General features: G+C 63.6%; 18 protein-coding genes and 1 pseudogene. 17 read left to right on the forward strand and 2 right to left on the reverse strand.

Annotation, left to right across the window (positions count from 1 at the left end; all coding sequences use genetic code 11):
* Positions 1-182 precede the first annotated feature (182 nt).
* Positions 183-1118, forward strand: a complete 936-nt coding sequence (locus tag G6N48_RS23185) for a hypothetical protein (RefSeq protein WP_109413176.1) — start codon at positions 183-185, stop codon at positions 1116-1118.
* A gap of 371 nt (positions 1119-1489) precedes the next feature.
* Here the strand turns inward: G6N48_RS23185 and G6N48_RS23190 are convergent, their stop codons facing one another.
* Both G6N48_RS23190 and G6N48_RS23195 read right to left on the reverse strand, forming a co-directional pair.
* Positions 1490-1795 carry a hypothetical protein gene (locus G6N48_RS23190; protein ID WP_007172144.1) on the reverse strand — a complete coding sequence of 102 codons (306 nt, stop codon included), beginning with the start codon at positions 1793-1795 and terminating at the stop codon, positions 1490-1492.
* Positions 1792-2019 (reverse strand): ribbon-helix-helix protein, CopG family, encoded by a 228-nt coding sequence (locus G6N48_RS23195; protein ID WP_007172145.1) that lies wholly within the window; start codon positions 2017-2019, stop codon positions 1792-1794. Before G6N48_RS23195 ends, G6N48_RS23190 begins: the two co-directional genes overlap by 4 nt.
* A 135-nt stretch (positions 2020-2154) precedes the next feature.
* On the opposite strand from G6N48_RS23195, the pseudogene G6N48_RS28370 reads away from it, so the two are divergent.
* The 16 genes and pseudogenes from G6N48_RS28370 to G6N48_RS23270 all read left to right on the forward strand — a co-directional run.
* Positions 2155-2327, forward strand: a pseudogene (locus G6N48_RS28370) (type II toxin-antitoxin system prevent-host-death family antitoxin); the annotation flags it as partial.
* A gap of 177 nt (positions 2328-2504) precedes the next feature.
* Positions 2505-3995 carry a type VII secretion protein EccB gene (eccB, locus tag G6N48_RS23200; protein ID WP_007172147.1) on the forward strand — a complete coding sequence of 497 codons (1491 nt, stop codon included), beginning with the start codon at positions 2505-2507 and terminating at the stop codon, positions 3993-3995.
* A 118-nt stretch (positions 3996-4113) separates the two neighbouring features.
* Positions 4114-5124 (forward strand): hypothetical protein, encoded by a 1011-nt coding sequence (locus G6N48_RS23205; RefSeq protein WP_070940599.1) that lies wholly within the window; start codon positions 4114-4116, stop codon positions 5122-5124.
* A complete protein-coding gene (eccCb, locus tag G6N48_RS23210; RefSeq protein WP_007172149.1) occupies positions 5114-8212 on the forward strand; it encodes a type VII secretion protein EccCb in 3099 nt (1032 codons plus the stop codon). The genes G6N48_RS23205 and eccCb overlap by 11 nt, the downstream gene beginning before the upstream one ends.
* The gene (locus G6N48_RS23215; protein ID WP_007172150.1) at positions 8209-8625 is read left to right on the forward strand and encodes a helix-turn-helix domain-containing protein; all 417 of its coding nucleotides are present in this window, start codon (positions 8209-8211) and stop codon (positions 8623-8625) included. The genes eccCb and G6N48_RS23215 overlap by 4 nt, the downstream gene beginning before the upstream one ends.
* A 236-nt stretch (positions 8626-8861) precedes the next feature.
* Positions 8862-9158 carry a PE domain-containing protein gene (locus tag G6N48_RS23220; protein WP_040624290.1) on the forward strand — a complete coding sequence of 99 codons (297 nt, stop codon included), beginning with the start codon at positions 8862-8864 and terminating at the stop codon, positions 9156-9158.
* Positions 9159-9173: 15 nt separating this feature from the next.
* Positions 9174-10655 carry a PPE family protein gene (locus G6N48_RS23225; RefSeq protein WP_007172152.1) on the forward strand — a complete coding sequence of 494 codons (1482 nt, stop codon included), beginning with the start codon at positions 9174-9176 and terminating at the stop codon, positions 10653-10655.
* Between the two features lie 78 nt (positions 10656-10733).
* Positions 10734-11036, forward strand: coding sequence for a WXG100 family type VII secretion target (locus G6N48_RS23230; protein WP_007172153.1), 303 nt, complete (start codon positions 10734-10736; stop codon positions 11034-11036).
* A 75-nt stretch (positions 11037-11111) separates the two neighbouring features.
* Positions 11112-11378 carry a hypothetical protein gene (locus G6N48_RS23235; RefSeq protein WP_232060647.1) on the forward strand — a complete coding sequence of 89 codons (267 nt, stop codon included), beginning with the start codon at positions 11112-11114 and terminating at the stop codon, positions 11376-11378.
* Positions 11375-12316: an ESX secretion-associated protein EspG gene (locus G6N48_RS23240; RefSeq protein ID WP_007172155.1), complete on the forward strand. Its 942-nt coding sequence runs from the start codon at positions 11375-11377 to the stop codon at positions 12314-12316. Before G6N48_RS23235 ends, G6N48_RS23240 begins: the two co-directional genes overlap by 4 nt.
* 768 nt (positions 12317-13084) lie before the next feature.
* On the forward strand, positions 13085-13966 hold the full coding sequence (locus G6N48_RS23245; protein WP_007172156.1) for a MinD/ParA family ATP-binding protein: 882 nt from the start codon (positions 13085-13087) through the stop codon (positions 13964-13966).
* Positions 13963-15459 carry a type VII secretion integral membrane protein EccD gene (gene eccD, locus G6N48_RS23250; protein WP_007172157.1) on the forward strand — a complete coding sequence of 499 codons (1497 nt, stop codon included), beginning with the start codon at positions 13963-13965 and terminating at the stop codon, positions 15457-15459. Before G6N48_RS23245 ends, eccD begins: the two co-directional genes overlap by 4 nt.
* Positions 15459-17096, forward strand: a complete 1638-nt coding sequence (locus G6N48_RS23255) for a S8 family serine peptidase (RefSeq protein ID WP_040624272.1) — start codon at positions 15459-15461, stop codon at positions 17094-17096. Before eccD ends, G6N48_RS23255 begins: the two co-directional genes overlap by 1 nt.
* Positions 17096-18640, forward strand: a complete 1545-nt coding sequence (gene eccE / locus G6N48_RS23260; RefSeq protein WP_007172159.1) for a type VII secretion protein EccE — start codon at positions 17096-17098, stop codon at positions 18638-18640. The genes G6N48_RS23255 and eccE overlap by 1 nt, the downstream gene beginning before the upstream one ends.
* A gap of 65 nt (positions 18641-18705) precedes the next feature.
* A complete protein-coding gene (locus G6N48_RS23265; RefSeq protein WP_080691135.1) occupies positions 18706-19527 on the forward strand; it encodes a DUF2637 domain-containing protein in 822 nt (273 codons plus the stop codon).
* Positions 19528-19621: 94 nt separating this feature from the next.
* Positions 19622-21025, forward strand: a complete 1404-nt coding sequence (locus G6N48_RS23270) for a type IV secretory system conjugative DNA transfer family protein (RefSeq protein ID WP_040624275.1) — start codon at positions 19622-19624, stop codon at positions 21023-21025.
* The last annotated feature ends 62 nt before the right edge of the window (positions 21026-21087 follow it).

The following is a 21087-nucleotide window of genomic DNA, read 5'->3' on the forward strand; positions in this document are numbered from 1 at the left end:
GTGCTGCACCGGCGGCGATGATGCTTCCGCCCCCGGGTATGGGCGCTCCCGCGGCCCCCGTAGCTGCGGGTGGCGCAAGTGCTGCAGCCCCCGTCGCCCCTGCTGGCAACACGGCCACACCGGGTGGCTCCGCGCCGACAACCGGGCCGGCAGCTGGATCGACGGTCGGATCGGGTGGGGCGGTGGTTGTGCCGGCAAGTGTTGTCAGCGCCGGAGCTGGCGCCCGCAACCGTGGACGACCGGAGTCAGCCGAACTGGCAACCGCAAAAGTGTTGGCGCGCAAGCTCCGTCGTGACAGCGACATTGTTAATTACGCGTGCATTGAGTGGGCCGTGGGCGTATTTCGCCGCGAGGCTGGCGGGGCCACCGAGTGCGTGGTGATGTCCAACGAAGGCTTTGGTTACATTCCGCGGGGAGTGTTCTTGCCACGTACTGCCCGTCTGTTGACGGCAGATAAGTTGGTAGACAACCAATTTCGGGAAGGCTGGTTCGGGTCATCCGATCCTGCCGAGGTGCTAGCCGAATATGCACGGCTGCGCGGCCGCGGCGGAACGCATCTGGTTGCCATGGCAGTAACCGCGGACAGCCCCTACGGTCGGGTGCCAGGGGTCGAATACGCGGTTTGTCAACGCGAATTCGATGACGGTGCTTACATCCGCCCGATTCTCGACGATATGCATATGCATCGTCTCGAAGCGTTGCACCCGGAGGTGTATGCCCGGGTTCAGCAGACGACCTCCACTGAACCTGAGACGCGCATGGTTGAAAATCAGGTCGTTGTGCCGCTGGCTGTGCAGATGATCGAAGCTGTGAAGATGTCGGGGGAGATGACGCTCGATCTGCGGCAGATGTGGGATGTGCTGGGCACCGGCGACCACATCTCGGAGGAGGTATGGAACCAGTACCGGATCGCCTCAACCGTGTACTACGTGAACCTCAGCGCGAACCGGCCTCGGCCGGAGGCCTCCACAGGAGATCGCGAGCGTTATCAGGCGCAGTGGGTCACCGCACGCACGATGGAGTTGCTGCAGGGTTGGGAGCGGCGACCGGTCGACGTAGCGGATATGGTCTACGCTGCGGCGACGGCCTACCCATGGAGATTTTGGCACCAAATTTGAATTGTTATGGCGCGTGGTCGAATCCGAGCTCGGCTGCGGCGTAGCGTGAGGTGCCGCGGCGTGCGACGTGGGATGCAGTGATCAGGATTGACCGCCGAGCGCTGGCGAAAACCGTTATAGGAGCACGCCTTATAAGTACGTGGTAGCTGGGCCTCGATTTGGCGATCGAGGTGATGGCCGGATCGTTGGAGGAGAGACGCCGAGTCGTCACAGTGACGAAATAAGCGGTATTCGCTGGAAGCACCCATCCATCCACCGCCGCGGCCACGCGCGCAGGGTTGCCCGAGAAATTGGTGTCTGTTCTCACGCAATCTCGGGGACATTCTTATCGGATTGGGGGCAAGTTGCGATCGGGGATAGTACGTTGAGGGTCAGGAAATGAGCGCGGTGACGGCGGTCGTGGTCGTGTCAGCGAGCGCGATGCCGCCGATATTGCCGATGGGTTGGTCGAGGGCCGCGACAGGAAGCCACTGGATGAGCTCCGGTAAGACAACCCCTTTGGGTTGCAGCACTGTGACGATCATAGCCATTGTGCTGCTGGGGATTTCACCGGGAATGAAGGGGCAGATGATCACCTGGCCGGTGGCGGCTGCGAGGTGAATCGTGTTAGATAGTACGACAACGTACAGTTCCTGGTTGGTGTCGCGGCCTGGCGTGATGTCTCCGGGTGTGATCACAGGCCAGCGGCCCGGTTCGCCTGATAGACCTTCTCCGCGTAGGCGTCGATGTCGAGCGTTGGCACAGTGTGTGTTGTGTAGTTCTCGAGCGAGATTCGGAGATGCTCGTTGTGCAGGGCTCGTTCGATCATCTCTGAACGATTCAGCCCGGCCGCCTGGGCGTCCGCATCGGCCGCCGCCAGCACGGCCTCTTCAATCATTACGGACACTTTGGCTTTCGCCATACCATTTATCCTACTCTGAGCAGGACAGTTGTCGTGAGGGTACTCCGGCTGGTGGCGCCGACGCAGGTTGCGTTAAATGGTGCGAGGACGACCTACCACAGATTCAGCTTGCCAGTCACGGTTACGGACGGGCCCATGTACGCCGATGACGACGATTCGGGGCGCGAAACGGTGTACCTGCTAGGTTCGCGTGAGAATGCGCGCCGCCTCATGGCGGCCGTCGCACGGGATAGGGCCGTCGTCCCGGGCTGGCGAGCCTTACTAAGTCGATGGCCGAACTCGAGGAGATGGTCGGCGGCCAGGAGTGAGCTGCGATCCTGATGGGTAGGGCGACTTCGCTTTTGGGGCGGACTCCGATCGCTGGCGGTCAAGGTCCTGAAAGCCCGGTACCTGTAGCGATCTGGCGCCACTGCGGTGTTCTGGGTTTTCATTCAATTTGGACGTGCTGGTAGCGGGGGTGTAGCGGGGGGCGGTACGGTGCCGGTGTGCCGTTGAAGTTGGCGTCTAAGACGCAGGTTTCGGGTCATTTCTTTGTTCGGCGACGCTTGTCGTTTGCGTTGCTGCGCCGTTCGGTGAGCATGGAGATCAATCCGGTTCGCTGGCACCGCACGCTGTTGATGTTGTCGGCGGTGTTGGGTGTGGTGCTCGTGGTGGGGGCGTTCGTGTACGGGTGGTTTCGCCCGGCGGGGGTGATCGACGACTCGTCGAAGATCGTTGCTGATCGTTCGTCGGGGGCGTTGTTTGTGGTGGTCGACAAGCGACTGTATCCGGCGTTGAATCTGGTGTCGGCGCAGCTGATTGCTGGGTCGCCGGATCGGCCGACGTTTGTGGCATCGGGGGAGATTGCGAAGTGGCCCAAAGGGCCGACGGTGGGGATCCAGGGCGCTCCGGTGGAGACACCGGCGGTGGTGTCTCCGCAGGTTTCGCGCTGGGCTGTGTGCGACACGGCGCCGACGACGGTTGGTGGTTCGCCGTTGGTGACGGGCATCAATGGGCAGTTGTTGCTCGGGGAGGCGGCGGGAGAGCTCGCCGGCAGCGAGGCCTTGTTGTTGTCTTATGGGCCGCAGGTACACCTGGTGACTAATGGTGTTCGGATGCCGATTGATCTGTCTCAGTCCGCGGTCGCCGGGCCCCTGGGGATTGCGCCCGGGGCGCAGGCGACGGGGATGTCGCGGGCCCTTTTTGACGCGTTGCCGGCGGGGGGACCGCTGGCTGTTCCCGCGGTGCCTGGCGCCGGTGGGCCCGGTCAGGTGGATTTGGGGGCGGGGGTTGTTGTCGGTGCGGTGGTGGCGAGCCGGGATGTGGCTGCACAGTCGGACCGCTTTTATGTGGTGCTGGCAGATGGGGTTCAAGAGGTCTCGCCTGTGGTGGCTTCGATGCTGCGCCAGCATGATTCGTTTGGTTTAGCCACGCCGCCGCAGATATCGCCGGATCATTTGGCGCATATTCCGCTGCGTCATGTTCTTGATGTGGATTATTATCCGCGGTCGCCTGTGCGCCTGGTTGATGCGGGCAGTCGGCCGGTTTCGTGTGTGGCGTGGCAGTGGAGTGTGAGCGAGCGTCAGGCGCGGCTCGCGGTGATTTCGGGTCGGGGGTTGCCCATCCGCGCGGATCAGCGGGCGAAGATGGTGCCGTTGGTGGGTGCCGGCAATGGCGGGGTGCAAGCGAATCAGGTCTTGGTCGGTGATGGTGCATCGACGTTTGTTAGCACTACTGGTCAGGCATTGGATTCGCCTGCGCGCGAGACGATGTGGCTGACTAGCTCCACCGGGTCGCGCTATGGTGTGCCGTTTGACGACAATAGCGTGCAGGCGTTGGGGCTGGTGTTATCTCAGGTTCGTCCGGCGCCGTGGTCGATGCTGCAGGTGTGGCCTGCGGGACCGGAGTTGTCGCGGGCGGCCGCGTTGACGGTGCATAGCCCGTCGGACGCGGTGGCTGTGTTGCCGACGAAGACCAACGTACGGGCCGGCGGATAGGAGGGGGAGAAGGTTGTCGACGATTCGTTTCAGCCCGTCTCGGCGGCTGAGGGCGCCCAAAGTTGATGGCGGCATGCAGTCGGTACGCGATTCTCCGATCGCGCCGCGCCGGTTGCCGATGACGAAGGCGCAGATCATTTTGCCTGCAGTCATGGGCGCGGCGTTTTTGGGCATGATGGCCATGATCTTGACTCAACCGGGGCTGCGCTCGGGGCCGATGAGTTTGTTTTCGTTGTTTGTGCCGGTGATGATGATTGTGTCGTTCGCCGGGGTGTTTATGCAGGGCCGTTTTGGTGGCGGTGATAAGGCGTTGTCTCCGCAGGCGTTGGAAGAAGAGCGCCGTGCCTACATGGACGAGCTCGACCAGACACGTGATGTGATTCAAAGTGACGCCGAGCGTCAGTTCGCCAATTACCAGTTCTTGCATCCCGAACCGGCGATGCTGCGTGGGTTGGTCGGGTCGCCGCGGATGTGGGAGCGATCGGGTTCTGCTGAGGACTTGGCGATGCACTTTGGTTTTGTCCGTTTCGGAACCGGTACTTCGGATTTGGCGAAGAAGCTGGCTAAGCCTCGGTTGGGGGAGTCGGCCGATTATGAGCCAGTCTGCTATGACGCGCTGCGCAAGTTTTTGTTGGAGCAGTCCAAGATTAGTGGGATCGCTAAACCGCTGTCGCTCAAGGTGATTCCGCTGATGACGTTGGTGGGTGAGGATGGTCCGGACACAGTCCACGGTGTGGTGCGGGCGATGATTTGTCAGGCGGCCTGCTTCCATTCACCGCAGGACTTGAAAGTCATGGTCGTCACCGACGAACCAGCACGATGGGATTGGGTCAAGTGGTTGCCGCATTGCCAACACGACAAGCTCTTTGATAGTGGCGGGCCGTTGCGAATGGTGTGGACGTCGCCGACGGCGATGGATGCGGCGGTTGGTCACGAATTGCATGGCGCTCGAAAGAATTACGGGGACCCTGGCGCCGCGGACGGGGTACGTCCGCATTGGCTTGTGATCAACGACCAGCTCCGTGTGGATAGTGAATGGGACACGTTGAATCGCAGGGGCGTTGGGGGGGTCGCGGGCGTGACCTTTGTGCGTGTAGTGGTCAAGGAGGGCGCGGCGGATGACAACTGAGTTCACATTGCATGTCAAGCGCGACGGGGCATATGACGAGGAGGGGTTTTTCGCGCTCCCCGATACGCTGGACACGGCGTCCGCGGTCGCGTTTGCGCGCAAAATGGCTAGATACCATGCAGATTCGCGGGTAACGCAAAGTTCGACTGCCGCCGCATCGAAGGTCGTGGATCTGTATGAGATTCTCGGCCACGCTGATCCGGGCGATATCGATGTGGAGGAGGCCTGGGCGGCGACGCGGCTGGGTCCGCCGCTGCAAGACGACGAGGGCGAATTGCAGTGGGGTCGGGAGTGGATGCGGTTCCCGATCGGTATTGATCCACGCAATGGACAGCCCGTGGCCCTCGACTTGAAGGAGACTCACGAGTTCGAGGGGATGGGCCATCACGTCGTCGTCGTCGGCACGACTGGGAGTGGTAAATCGGTGTTTTTGACGGCGTTGATTACGTCGGCGTGTTTGACGCATTCGCCAGACTCGTTGAAGGTCGCGGTGTTTGACTTTAAGGGTAGTGCGTTGGCGCATTTGGTGGCGGGATTCCCGCACTGCGTCGCGGCGATGAGCAACTTGCGTAACGATCGCCTGTGGATTGTGAGGATGGAAGATGTCCTCTACGGCGAGATGGAGCGCCGCAAGTCTTGGCTTGACCGGGCTGGGGTCAGTGACATCGCTGAATATGAGTATTTGCGCATTCACAAGAAGGAGAAGTTGCGGCCGATGCCGCACCTGCTGCTGATTGTCGATGAGTTCACGCAGATGTTCGCTGAACATGACGGAGCCAAAGCGGTCATGGACGAGGTCGGCCGCCAGGGCCGCTCGCAGGGGCTTCGCCTCGTGATGGGGTCGCAGCGGCTGGGCCACCAGATGCAGGGCGGCATCATGAGTAACATCCCGGTGCGGGTGGCGCTGCGAACTGTCGGCGACACCGATTCCCACGAGGTGTTGGGTAGCGATGAGGCCAATCATCTGCCCAAAAAACCTGCTGGGGCTGGGCTTTTGAAGGTAGGTGCCAACAAGAACCTGACGAGGTTTCAGACGGCGTTCGTGCTCAAGAGCTATGTACCGCCCCAACGGGCAGCAGCTGCTGCGGCCAGGCAGGAAGCCGGTTACCTTGAGCCACAAGAGTTCCAGGCGGTCGGTATGCCTGCTCTGCAGATGGCCCGCGACGGCGAGGGCGAGCAGACCAAAATCCCGGAACCACGCGCCATCATTGGCGCCGATGGCCGCACCGTCAAACAGGTGCAGGCAACGGTGGATTGCTTGAATCGGCTGAATCTTCCTCCACTGCAAGCGATGTGGCTGCCGCCGCTGCAGCCGGTCCCTGCTGATGAGCTGGTGCGGCGGTTGCGGGGCCAACCGTGGGATGTCGACTATGGCTCGGCCCAAAGCGAGCTCTCGAGGCTGATGTTTCCGGTCGGGATCGAAGACAGGCCGCGCGACCACCGCCAGCTTGTCTATGCGCCCAATCTGGCCGAAGGTAACTGCGCGGTCATTGGTATGGGGCAATCGGGTAAGACGGTGGCCATCGCGACGATGATCTCGGGTGCCGCTTTGTTGTATCATCCTCGGCGGCTTCAGTTCTACGTCATCGCACTCAGCGGGCCGGACCTCAACCTGGTAGCTGGTTTGCCGCACGTCGGTGGTTTCGCACGCGAGGTGGACCCCGAGCAGGTCAAACGAATCATCGCCGAGATGCTGGCGCTGATCGATCAGCGCGAGCAGGCGTTCACCAAGCTAGGTCTGACGCTAACCAAGCTGCGTGAACGCAAATTTGGCGGCGTGCCAGGTGAGGTGCCTCAAGACTCGTTCGGCGATGTGTTTTTGGTGATCGATGGCTGGCCAACGTTTGTGAAGAACTGGGAGCTGTTGGTTTCTGACGTGGAACGAATCTTGGCTAAAGGACCCGATGTTGGGGTGCACGCCATTGTGTCGACCAGTGGCTGGGTGGCCAACAAATTCCCGTCAGGAATGACCAAGAATTTCACCAGCAACGTGGAGCTCAAGCTCGGTGACAACGATGACATGACGGTCAACAATGTGAAGGTCGCGCGCGACGTTCCCTTCGGGGAGCAGAAGATGTTCCTCGACGAAGAGGACGACACTGGCGGTGAGGTCGAGCAGGTCAACGTGGTCAAGATCAGGGGCCGCGGCACGACGATGGAGGGGTACCATTTTCAGGCCGGGTTACCGGAGATAACCGTGCAAGGGCGGCGCGCCGACGTGGCAGCAGCCGTTGAGCCAATTCAGCGGCTCGCTGGACCTGACAGTGCGGCCGCGCGGGTACGGATGCTGCCCAAAATCGTCGGTATCGACGAGGTCTTCGCGCAATGGGAGCAGCGTGAGCATGGGCCGGGTGGGGTCGACTGGAGTGGTGTCGTGCCGTTCGGGATTTCAGAAATCGGTTTGGAGCCGGCGGTCGCGAACTTCGCTGCGACCCCGCATCTGCTGCTTACCGGTCGGCCTGAATGTGGATTGTCGAGCGGGTTGGCCACGGTGGCCCAAGCTGTGATGCGGGTGTACGGGCCCGAGCAGGCCCAGATCTATGTGGTGGACCCTCATAATGAGTTGCTGCGCGTGGTCGAAGGTGAACATTTGGGCGCCTACGTTTTCCGGGAGGACCAGGTGCGTGCCTTGGGTGACAGCCTGGGGGCGATCCTGACTGAACGTATGCCGATGACAGACCTAAGCCAGGCGGAGTTGGCTGCGGGGACGCGGCGTTGGAGCGGGCCAGAGATCTTTGTCTTCATCGATCGTGAAGAGACCCTTGCTAGTTGGGACACTGGTGGGTTCGTGGCAGGAACCGGATACCCGTTGGGCCCGCTGGCGCGGTTTATTGCGCGGGGTAAAGAGGTCGGCCTGCACCTGGTCGTGTCGCGGCGGATCGCTCAGTGGGGCCGCACGCTGACCAATCCGATAATCGGGGAGTTGCTCAAGGCCAAAGCACCTGTCGTGGTAATGGACGGCGACCCTGATGAAGGGCCGATCGTCGGCAAAACGAAAGCCGTGCCAGCTGACCCCGGTCGTGGCCTGTACGTCACTGACCGGATGGTGGCGCCGGTGCAGATCGCGTTCCCGGCGAGCGCCCATTGAGCGAGGATGACCCCGCGTGGCTGCTCGTCCACGCGGTGGAACAAGCCCGCTTAGAACAGGGGTTGTCCAAACATGATCTGGCACGCCTGGCGCGCGTGGCGCGGCCTACGATCTCGCGGCTGATCAACCATGGCATGGTCCCGTCTCGTGCGGCCACGCTGGATAGGATCGGCTCGGCGCTGGGCTGGGAGGCCGGGACGTGTGCGGCCTTGTTGGCCGGCCAACCCCTACCGGGTCCACGCGCGCCGGTGACTCGCTCGGCCCAGCTCGTCGCAGCGCGGCTCACCGAGATTGCCGAGGAGGCGCGGTCGGCCGCCGGTGCTGCCGAGCAGTCGATTCTGCGGCTGAAAACCATCGAGGAGCGTGCGCGTGCGGCTGCGCAGTTCGTGCTGGGCGGTTCAGTAGCTGATTAAGCGGTCGATCTGGACCGATTCATGCGTCGGCATGGGCCTTTGTCGCTCGGTGATGCGTGGCGGTATTTCGCCAGGTGAGCGGCGCCGTAGAGGGTGTCGGGAAACAGGGGGTGTTGCCTTGTGTGGAATGTCGGAGGTTTGGTTGCCGGTGTCCCTGGGGGCGGTTATCGTCGCATCAAACGGCGGCTTTATTGCTCGTGGGGCGAATGGGATATGTGGACAGGGGTGGGATTGCAATGATGTTCATTGAGGCGCCGGCGCTGGCGGCGCAGGCAGCATCAGAGGGCGCAGGCGGGGCGACCACGGCGGCCACTCTTGCCGCTGGGGCACCAGCGATGGGCGCTGTGCTGCCGATGGGCGGCGAGGAAGTGTCGGCAATGTTCGCTCAAGCTATCGCCGCGCACGGCGCGCAGTTCTTGGCGGCAGGTGCTCTAGGTGTGGCTCAGCGGGAGGCGTTCGCAGCCACCGTGGCTACGTCGGCGGCCACCTACACCGCTATGGATGCGGTCGGCAAGGCGCTGCTGTCGCTGTAGCGCGGCGGTGCACTGATGTACTGGGGTATCCCACCAGAGATCAACGCATTTCGGTTGACCAGGATGGGCGCGGGTCCAACGGCGCACGTCCCACAGATCACCGCCTACACGGCTGCTGCGGCCACGCACTTCGAGCAAGGGATGCAGCAGTCGGTGACCGCGATCGCGACCGCGCCGGTTTTCCAGGGCTCTGGCGGAATGGGGATGCTCGATAGTGCCACGCCGATGGCGGCCTGGCAGCAGACCGCCGGGCTGCATGCAGAGACTGCGGCGGCCACCATCCAAACTGGGTTGACTGCGTACAGCGCGGCCGTGTCCGCGACCATTCCTCATGAAGTGGTGGTGGCCAACCGGGTCCGCGAGGCCACTTTGGAATCAACAAATTTCATGGGGATCAACACCCCAGCGATCGCCGAGGCGAATGCTGAATATGGGGAGTATTGGTCGCAGAACGCCGGGGCCATGGTCGGCTACTTGGGCGCTATGGCCCCTGTCGTGAGCGCGCTGACCGTTCCCTTGCCGACGTTGCCTGATATGAGCAATCCGCTGGGGGCGACGGCCGGCTTGGCAGGGTTGGTCGGCGACGGGGTTGGTGCTGGCGTGCAGGCCTTAGGGTCGGGCATTAGCGCCGGTGGGGGAGTGGTGTCGGCTGGCAGTGGGATCAGCACAGGCGTGGCCACTGGGATCTCGAGCGGCGTGTTCAACGGCACGGGAGCAGGCGTGCAGGCCGCAGGGTCGCCCACTGGTGGGCAAACCCCGGCACCGCAGCCAGCGACCACCGGCACGACCGCGGGGCAGGGCGTGCCCGCAACGACGGGCACCGGCCAGGGCGTCACGAGTAACGCGCCGCAGGGAAAAGCTCCACCGTTGCAGGCGGGTCAAGGCGGTCAGCCGCCCCTGGAAGAGTCTGGACAGTCGTTGCTCGGCCAACTCACCCAGGCGCCAACCGAAATGATGAGTTCGCTCAGTTCACCACTGGAGTCACTGGGGCAGCTCCCGTCGAGTGCCAGTGGCCAACTAAGCGGCCTGATGGGCCCGTTGTCGGCGCTGACCGGTGGAATGTCCGGTGGATTGGGTGGGCCCCCAGCCGGGGGAGCACCGGGATTCAGCGCAGCCAGTGCACCGTGGTCGGGACTAAGTGGCGCCAACGGCGGCTTCGCCGGGGGCGCGTCAGCGGTTGCCGCGGCGTTGACGAAACCGTCTGCTGGCGGGCTAGGTGGGCCTGTGGGCGTGCCGGGCGGCTGGTGGGCCGACGTGGCTGATGGCGCTGAAACAGACGAGCAACCGGCTGCGGGACTGCGAAGCGGCGCGGCAGCGGGCAGAGGAGCCATGGCGCCCGGAATGTATGGACCCATGGCGGCAACGGGGCGCTCCGGACGCGGCAGTGAATATGCCGATGTCAGCGAGCAGGATAAGACGATCACGCTACCGGCCTCCGCGCATGCGGCGCCGGTGCTCACGTCTGAGGGCGTGGTCCACGTCGGGCAGGGAGGATAACTCCCGGCAGGGGCCCGGGTCATTGCTGAACTGATCGAACCAGCGGTAACCACTTGCTAGTGAAGGAGATACACCATCATGGCGTTGAACGCCGATGTCGCCCAGATGCTTTCGGGCGCAAGTCAATTGTCGAACATTCAACAAGAGGTGCTGTCGGCGTTGGGCCGTTATGTCACCATGAACCAGAACCTCACCGGTACTGGGTTTAGTGGTGATGCGGCGCTGGCCTCCATGGCCACCACCGAGGACATCAACCGGACCGGCCAACAGGTCAGCCAGCGGTTTCAGAGCGTCATCGACATAATGAAGCGCTCGGCGCACCAGTACCAAGAAACGAACGCGCAGAACCGCGCGGCGCTGGGCTCCATCCAGTCGACCTGACCGCGGCCAATCTTTCAGACATCGAACGACTTTCAGAGGAGAATGGTTATGGATTCAATGCGTTACGACCACGCCATGATCGCCGATCACGTGTCGGCCCAGGCGCAGCTGGTCGCTCACATGAACGATCTGCGTACCCGGGCCATGGGAACAATCAACCAGGTCGCCACAGTCTGGACGCAGCATGGTTCTGACGCTGCCCAGGTCGCCATGCACGAGATCGATCAGGCGTTCCAGGCGGTGTTCACCACGATCGAGCGCCATGGACAGGCCCAGGGGCACGCGTCGACGAATGCGCTGGGCACCGACCACGCGGTCCAGGCTGGTTTCCGGGGCTTGTGACCGAGACCGGAACCGCGGTTGCAGCGCGGCTGTCGACCACGTCGGAAGGTTTGTGGTTGACAGCCGCGCTTTGCGGTGTGGCTCAATTGCCACCTGCCCTCAAGATCCGGCCCATTGGGGCGGTGCAGGCCACCATCGCGGCTCACCCCGGGATGGAGGTGCTCGAAAACGCGGGGATTTGTCAGGGCGGCGAGGTTGACCCCAGCGTGGCCTCTTGGGTGCGGGCCTTGGGGCGTCCCGACGTCGAGATTGACGTGACGATTACCCGCCCCGAGATCCGACCGGAGCGGCTTGAAGGCCCACCAGCGGTCTTCACCGCCCCGGAGGACGCGATTGAGGCCGCCGAGGCGCTGGCACGGTGGTACGCCCAGCGGCCTCCCCAGCGAGTTGTGACATTGTGCCGGCGCGATAACGCGTGGGTGGCCGCCGCGCGGCTCTGGCGCCCGGGCCAAGACACCAGCGATGAGGTTGTGGTCACCCCGCTGGGTGGGACCGAGATCGCGCACGTCGTCGTCGACACGATAGGGCCGGCCGACCCGGCCCAATTCCACGGCATCAATAGCGAAGCAGCGGTACTCAATACAGTTCTGTCGGCCTGGCAGGCCAACCCCGCCATCGACATCATCGCGGGCCTCGTAGAGGTTGGACTTTCAGTTCCCCAGGCGCGGCTAGTCGAAGCGGTCGCCGACCGGGGCACCACCCGCGCGGTTATCGGCGCGGCCGAATTCTCTATCAGTGGCCCGGCGCGGGCGCCGATGGCGGTGACCGTGGCTGACACCTTGATCGGCCGCGTCGTTGTCAGCAACAGCGTTGGTCCTGACGGCAGGCAATGGACCACACTGCTGCCCGGCGCCGATCACGCAATCCACACGGCTGTGGTCGAGCTGCTCGAAACTTTGCCCTCGGGACGCGGCTGGGCGACTCATCAGCGGACATAAAATTTCGATACAGGCGAATATGGTGTCCGTTGTAGACGGATGAAAACCGTGGTTGTTACTGTCGCGCTGTGGCCAAATTATGTGGCGCTAAGCGAAATTCGAATACGTCTGGTGACGAGGGGACACGGTATGACAAGTCCGCATGAGCGTGAGGAACGCGACTTTTTCAATGGCCTGGCGGCAGGTCCGCCGCCCGAGACGCAGCCCGCGCCAGGCGCAGTTGAGCCCAGCCATCCCAACAACAGCGGCGAACCGACGAGCGATGATGGGCGGCCGCGGTTTTCACCCCCGGAGGCCGCTCTTGGGCTCCCCGCCCAGGATGCGACGCCGGCGCCGTCTTCGGCGCCCCAACAAGCCCCGGGTTGGCAGCCGCCGCGGTTTTCGCCCCCGGAGGGCACCTTGGCACCCCAGGGCCAAGACACCCCTCCGCCACCTCCGTGGGCGCAGCAGGCCGGTCCCCATCAGCAGGGGACGCCCAGCGAAAGCTACGGTTCCTCAAGTCAATTGGGCCGCCCACCGCAGGGAGTGTCGGAGGCGGCGCTCGGTGGGCGTCACGGCGCACCGCAGCCAGCCGGTCACGCAGATCCCAGCCAGGTTGCGCGTCCGTATCCGCCGGCAGAAGAACATGGTTGGCGTGCGCCAACACCCCAACCGTCGCCTCGCACCGCGGGCACGCCACGGTCTTCGGACGCGCTGCGAGAGCACCTGCGCGCCACGGACTTGATTGCCCCACACAAGGAGGCGCCATCCAAGGGGTGGCGCAGGGCGTTGCTCAAGGTTTCTGGTGGGCTGATTAACGTCGGTGAGTCCAGCGACGAGCGCACAGTGCGTGGCCTCAAGGCTGCGATCGGGGCCAATTTGCGTGGCACTTATACCGTCGTGGTGCTTGGTGGCAAGGGCGGTTCGGGCAAGACCGCGATGACTGTCGCGACCGCCAGTGAGTTTGCACGCAATCGTAACGACCAAGTGGTCGCTGTCGACGCCGATCCGGCACAGGCCGCAAATTTGGCGGCTCGGGTGGATCCCAAGGCGTCATCGCTGCGTGCGATTAACGACGACCTTAATCTTCATCGCTACGCCGATGTTGGGGCCTTGACGGGCCACAACCAAGTTGGTTTAGACGTTGTGGCTTCCCCGCGCCATGGAGGCGCTCGCGGGGAGGGGTTGACCGCTGATGAGTTCAGCAAGGGCCATATGCGTCTACAACGGTTCTACAGTGTGCTTTTCGTTGACTGCGGTGTCGATCTCGAACACGAGGTGATGAAGGGTGTGTTCGAGCGCGCCGATGCGGTGTTGATGGTGGCCTCGGCCGTCCCGGACGGCGCCGAAGGCGCGAGCACCAATTTCGAGTGGTTGCGCGACGAAGGCTATCACCAGTTGCTGTCGCGAACAGTGTTGGTGATCAACCACATTCGCCCGGCGCGCAATCGGAAGGATCGTAAGGAGGCGGCCAAACTGGTCGCCACACTCAGGGAGCATTTCGGGAGCTGGGTCAAAAACGATCGCATTATCGAGGTACCCTTTGACCCCCACATCGCCTCGGCGGGCGAGTTGGACCTTCGAAGGGTCAACCCTAAGACCGCCAGGGCGGTGCTTAAGACCGCCGCCGCATTGGCGGCAGGGTTCTCGACAGCGGCCGATGCCCGATGACCACCGCCAATTCCGCACAACAGGCGCCGGAAGTCCCTCGGCTGTGCAAGGTTCATTTGCTGGTCGGGGATGACACGCTCATCGATTACGTCCTGCCTGCTGGGGTGGCGTTGATTGCGGTGATCGAGGACCTCATCCCGCGGGTCAATGCGATTCTCAAAGATCGCGGGCGGGCACCTCTTGATGACACGTTGACCTTTCAACTGTGCCGTGCAGACGCCACTCCGCTCGATCCGCAGCGATCCCTTGATGACAGCCGTGTCTACGACGGGGACTTGTTGTGTCTCTTGCCTACTGACGCCACCGAACGCTTCGCACCTGTCATTGAGGAGGTGTCGACGGCGCTGGCTCGTTCAGCACGCCAGCAGTTCGCCACAGTCGATGTCACGGTCGCGCGTCGGGTAGCCGGGGGGCTTTTCGCAGCGCTGGTCGCGTGGGCCGAGGTGATGTTGGCGCAGTTGTGGTGGCAACAGCACGGCTGGCTGCCCGCGGCGGTGTCGTGGGGATTAGCCGCCGTTTTCTTGGTGTCGGCGAGGGCGGCGACGCGGGCACGAGATGAGCAGCGACGCCGATCGGCGGACTTCCTGGTGTGGTCGGCGCTGATTTGCGCCGGTGCAGGCGCGGCGATGTCGGTGCCGGGACCACCCGGTGGCTGGCATGTGGTGGCCGCGACGGCCACCGTGTTGGCCGGCGTGGCGGCATTGACGATGCTGACCGGCCGCTATCTGACTGTGTTTGCGGGGATGGCTGTGGTCGGGTTATCTGCGGGCGCGGTGGCGGCGATCCACGCCAGCGGTTGGCGAGTGCTGCCAGCGCATCTGGCGGTCGTCTTCTTGGTAGCGGACCTGGTGCTAGTGACGTTTGCAACCAGCATCGGGATCGTGGGGGCCGGAGTGCCCGGGCCATGGTTTCCTTCGGTCACTAACCGGGGGGTGTTTGAGACTCGAGAAGGCGCTGCCCTAAACACGGTGTCGCCGGTGGAGCGTCCGGGCAATGAAACCGTTGAGCAGATCGCGACGTGGGCTCGGCGCGGCACCGCCATCGTGACGGGTCTGCTGGCTGGCGGCGCTGTGGTGTTGGTGGCGGCCGCGCGCTATGCAGTGATGCCCGAAACTGGCGGCGGGTGGCGGTTTTTGGCATTCACGTTGGGGATTTGCGCAATCTTTCTGCTCCGGGCGCGCTCGTTTGTTGATCGCAATCAATCGGTGATGCTGGCCGTTGGTGCGGTCGTCGCGGTAGCGGTGGTGATCGGACGATACGCAAGCGCTCCCAACCCGGCTTCGCCGGTTGTCACCCTGATATGTGTTGGCGCAGCGCTAATGTTGGCCGGGGCGGGCCTGCTTGGAGCGCTGGTGGTGCCCAATGCGCGGATCAGCGCACCGGTAAACCGCGCCGTCGAAGTCAGCGAGTACATTCTGCTGATTTTCGTTGTGCCATGGGCGATCTGGCTGCTGAATCTGCTGTGGGTGGTACGAAATGCGGTCCACGGCTGATGATTAAAGCCGTGAGTACGCTGGGCGCGATCGGGCTCGCCGCAGCACTGGTTGCCGTATCTGGCGGCGTGGCCGGCGCGATTGATCCCCCGGTGGTGCCGCCTGGGCCACCCCCGCCCGATCCCGCACCCGGGCCGGATCAGCCGATGCGCCAGATCGCGGCGTGCACAACAACCGGCGTGTTGCCCGGCAGTGATTTGCGTGAGTTGCCCGCGGCGCTGCAGCTGATGAACATGCCAGAAGCGTGGAAAGAATCCACCGGTGTTGGCGTGGTCGTCGGGGTTATCGATACCGGCGTGGCTGCACAACCTCGGCTGCCGCACCTAGTTTCTGGCGGGGACTATGTCATGGGCCCGTTTGGCGACGGCTTATCGGATTGCGACGGGCACGGCACAGTAGTGGCTTCACTGATTGGGGCGGCGCCTTCAGGGCTCGCACTGGTCCCCAAGCCGGCGTGGGCGGCGCCTGCGGCCCCGCCGGCCGGGGCTCCGCCGCCGCGCGCGATTCCACCGCCACCGCCTCCGCCGACGGTCACGGTGACCCAAACGGTGGCGCCGCCGCCGCCACCACCGCCGCCGCCGCCGCCGCCCGACGAGCCATCATGGGTGGGTATGCCGCCGTCTCCGGTTACTCTCGGCCACGCTCGCGGGCCGGCGCCGCTGGAACCGTCGCCCGGTGGTGGTCCAGACGGGCTGATCGGCATCGCCCCAGACGCGGTGCTGCTGTCGATTCGCCAGACCGCGCAGACTTTCGGCCTGGTTGATCCCGGCGTGGTCGACAACCCCGAGGATGTTCGCCGCGCCGGTGACATCAATTCGTTGGCTCGCGCGATCGTGCACGCGGCGAATCTGGGCGTCAAAGTGATCAACATCAGTGTGGTGTCGTGCATCTCGACAGCCAAGCCCCAGGATCAAAGCGCCTTGGCCGACGCGGTCCACTATGCCGCGGTTGACCGCGACGTGGTGATCGTGACCGCGGCGGGCAACGTTCATGCCCAGGGCTGCAATGGGCAAAACCCGGACCCATTACCGGGTGATCCCACTCGGGGGTGGTCGTCAGTCAAAACGATCGCCACCCCAGCATGGTTTAGCGACTACGCGTTGGCGGTGTCGGCCACCGATTCGACCGGCGTTCCCGCCAGCGGCGACGCCGCCTCATTGCACGGCCCGTGGGTAGGACTGGCTGCGCCGGGAGCCGACATCGTGGGGCTGTCGACGAGCGGGCAGGTGATCAACGGTTCAGTCGATGACGACAAGCTGCACCCTATCGCTGGTAGCTCGTTTAGCTCGGCGTTCGTCGGGGGAGTGGCGGCTTTGGTGCGGGCCAAATTTCCCAACCTGACAGCCCATCAAGTGATCCACCGGTTAGAGGCCACCGCGCACCCTCCCGCTGGTGGACGTGACAACGTGGTCGGTTATGGAACTGTGGACCCCGTTGCGGCGCTGACCTGGGATGTGCCGCCGGGTGAGACGTTTGCCCCCGGGGTTCAGCGCGCCCAGTTGAAAGTGCCGGCCCCGCCCCCGCCACGCGACGCACGTCCGGGCTGGGTCGCGATGGCCATCACCGGTCTCGCCGTCGTCAGCGTATTGGGACTTGCTGTGGGCCTGACCGTCTCGCGTCGCAGGGAGCGAATCTGATGAAGCAACGGTTTGTCTCGGCCCGTATCGCACCCCGCGCCGTGGTCACCGGCGAAGTGGTCGCAGGTCTGGTTGCGCTGGCACTGAGCGCCACGCTGGATTCGTGGCCGATCGCCGTCGCCAGCGGCGCCGCGACCGGACTGGTGATCTGTGTGCTGACCTTCCGGGAGCGCACCGTGTGGCAGTGGGCGTGGCGGGCCATGTCCTGGACGCGCCGCCGGGTGCGCAGACTCCAGCTGCCTCAACCGGTCGATGTCACCCTCAACGAGCACACAGTCGGTGTTGTGATCGACGGGCACACCGTGTCCACGATGATCACTGTGCTGGGCAAGCCTTACATCCCCACCCTATTGCACGCCGACCACACCAAAACACTTAATACCGTGCCGATTAGCGTAATCGCACAAGAGATGCAGCGCTGCGGGTTGAGTGTTGATGTCGACATCATCTGCGAGGGCAGCCGCACAGCCAGAGACAACTATGCCGAACTGTATGAAGCGGCGCTACGGGGGCTGCCGGCGGCCGGTCAGCGTAGCGTGACGTTGGTAGTCCGCTTCGATACGCGCAGCGACCGCATTCTGCCTGGACTGCTGTGGCGGCGAGACACGATCGGCGCGGCGGTGGCGGCTTCTCAGCGCATCACCAGAGCGCTGTGCCAAACAAACTGTCGTGCAAGGCTTTTGACCGCAGCGCAGATGAACGACGCGGTAGCGGCCAGCCTGGGTGGGCCCGAAAACGCGACAGCTTCTTACCAGGACCGCTGGACGAATCTGCAGCGCGGCGGGAAGGCCTATGTCACAGCGTATTTCTTCAGCGCCAGTGACGTGCGCTCTGCTCAACTCGACGACGTGTGGGCCTACCAGAGCGACCACACGACCCTGGTGATCGCGTTGCGCAGCGATCCTGCCGGCGTGCGGGCTTCAGCCCTCGTCCGGTTGACCACCGTGCAACCGCTTGCCAGCTCGCCGCGGCTGGTGCTCAACCCGATGGCGGGCCGACAGTGGGAAGCGTTGGCGCTGACCTTGCCTGGGTGCAGGCGGCTGAGGTTGCCATCAACGCCAGTAACTACCGAACTCAACACAGCTGTCGTAGCCGGCGCATCGGGTGTTCTGCTGGGTGAACTGCGAGACGCTATGCTGTTGATGCCGATATCAGATCCCGCGGCCCCCACCCGAATTGCTCTGCACGCCGATGATGACCAGGCGGTGAAACGGCTGATTCGCCGGGCGGCCGCAGCAGGCGAACAGGTCGCCGTTTACGACCCCACTGGGCGTTGGACAATGACGTCTGCTTCCCCACGGATCTGGACGACGCGCGACGTCACAGCCCAGCCGCCACGTCCTCCGACGATGGTGGTACACAATGGTCGCGTCAACAACTACCCACCCGCGCGCACATCGATCACGGTCGGCGATGTGCCCGCCAGCGCTGCACCCGATATCCGTATCGAACAGCGGGGCGAGCGAATCACCGTGAAAACACAGCGTTTTCGCACCACGTTGAGGTCTGTGACATTCCGCAACGAGGATGCTTATCTGCGGTAATCGATCCTCCCAATGTGGCTGACTTTGGTAGACGAATACCGGGGTGGGAGTGCACGATTGCGGGTATGGCTTGCGATAGCGCCCGCAGCACTCCCGCCGATACCGATCCGAAAACCCACCGGCGCGCAGTGCGTTTCTTTTGGGTGGTGTTGATAGGAGCAAGCGCGGCCTCGATCGCTGGCAACGCGTTACACGCGATCGTGCAGGCCGATCACGTCGCCCCGGCGCTGGCGGCCGCGGTGGCCACGGCCCCACCTCTGGTATTGCTCGGGTCCACGGAAGGGCTCTCGCTGCTCATCAAGGTGCACCGCCGGCCCACCTTGACGTTCTGGGCGGCGGTGATCATGACGCTGTTACTGGGGGCCGGTGCGTTTCGCCTGTCATTTGATGCGTTGTGCAGCTTGGCTATCCGGTGCGGTATCCGCCCAAGCTTGGCATGGTTGTGGCCGCTGATCATTGACGTCACGACCGCGCAGGCCACCGTTGCGCTGGTAGCCCTGACCCGGCTCCTACACAGCCGCGCCGAGGCGCCGCCGGCCCTCGTCGAGGAGGACGTCCCGGTGTCCCTGTCGGCGACACCTCTGCCAGTCGCTGGGTCCTCAGCAGGTGAGCGTGATAGGGCCATGGTGGCGGTCGAGCCGGACCGGTCGCTGTCATCGGTTCCAAGAGTGGACGCCGCTGTGCCCCCGCGAGAGCGTCATGAACACGCCGTACGCACAGTGATGGCATCGAAAAGAACCAAGCAGCCTGCAGAAATCATTGACGCTGTGCTGCGCCGCCACGCTGACGGGCAAAAGCCGGGTGAAATCTCAGAGGAACTCAAGCTGCACCACACAACGGTGAACCGGATACTGGCGACGGCGCTCCACTCGGCAGCGGCGGTGTAAACCCGAAGCTTCCGCCGCAGTGACCTACGTCCGGCGATCGCGAATGTCGCTGCTTTGATAGACGTTCGCGGCCAGTGGCGCCCATGATGACGTAGTGGTCAACGAACCGTACACCCCGTACTGCGGCCTCACCTACAATCGCCAAAACGTTGCCGTGCGTGCGGAGACAGCACCTCACATTCTGGTAAGCGCACCAACACGTACGGGTAAAACACGCAGGATTTTGGCCCCGGCGGCGCTCGTGCATCCTGGGCCGGAAGTTTTGGTGTCGTCGAAACCCGACCTGGCAGAGCTTGTTCTAACACGACGCAATATCGGGATTACCGGTGTGATTGATCTGCGGCCTGAGCACACTGAGGTATGGCCGGCCGGGGTTAGGCGTATGGTCACCGACCCGACCCGCACGATCGCCAGCGCCCATGAAGCACTGACCGTTGCTGAGACCATGCTCGCGACCTCGGGCGTGGGTTTCAGTGGCGCATCGGGCGGCAACGCTGTTGCTGCGGGCGGGCTTTGGGAAAGTCAGGCCGCACCGCCGTTGGCATGCCTGCTGTACGCGGCCAGCCCGCAGGGCAACAGTTTGGGAATGCCCTGGGTGCTCGATGCCGTGCAGGATTTCGGTATCGACGAAACCGGCGGCGACCAACCCATCCCCGAGCTCGGACGCCCGTCGTGGCTGACCGCTTACGGGCTTTGCGAACAACCGAAACTCGCGGCCCCGCTGTATTCTGTTATCGCCGGGATGGATTCCCGGCTGCGTGACAGCATCAAGATCACGGTGTCCAAGGCCGTAACACCGTGGCTGCGCTTGGGTTTGAGCGCCGACGAGGGAGCACCGTACTTGAGCGCGGTCGAACGTGTCGCTGTGGAGTCATTCGACGTCCACATGCTTGATGAGCCGGACGCCACATTGTTTGTGATCGCCCCGAACACCGGCTCGGTCGCCGGAGCCGCGGTGGCTCTGATCGATTCCATCGTGCGTCATTTCCGCCGCAAGATGGCCAATCATCAACTGACGCATCCGCTGCTGCTGGAACTCGACGAGGTATGTAACTCATGTCCGTTGCCGGATCTGTTGACCTACGTGGGGGAGTCAGCGGGACTGGGTGTCAACATCTTGGCGACGGTGCAGGCGTCGGCGCATTTCGACGTTGTATTTGGGTCCAAGTACGCTGAAGCGCTGCGGGAGATGTTTCCGGGCACGCTGATCATGTATGGAGCTCACGAGCGCCATTTGCTCGAACAGGCCTCACATTGGCTGGGAGAGACAACCCGACGTACCGAAGCCTATGAGCCCACAGGGGGGAGTCGGGGCCAATCGTCGCAATTCGGCCAGGCGATCGGTTGGCAGGAACTGCTTCCCCAAAGCCGGGAAGAAGCCCAGCTGTTGCAGCGCGGCACGGCTGGCGAGCGAGTTCATATTCCAGACTGGACCGAGTTCCTGGCTCTGTTCGACCAGGCGGTTCAGCGGCGAATCAAAAAGGCGCAGTGGGGTTGACGGGCGGTTGCCGCGACGGGCGCAATCTATGACTGACGCATTGGTCTCGGTGCTCGCGTCCA

The organism is Mycobacterium parmense, from assembly GCF_010730575.1.
GTDB classification, from domain to species: Bacteria; Actinomycetota; Actinomycetes; order Mycobacteriales; family Mycobacteriaceae; genus Mycobacterium; species Mycobacterium parmense.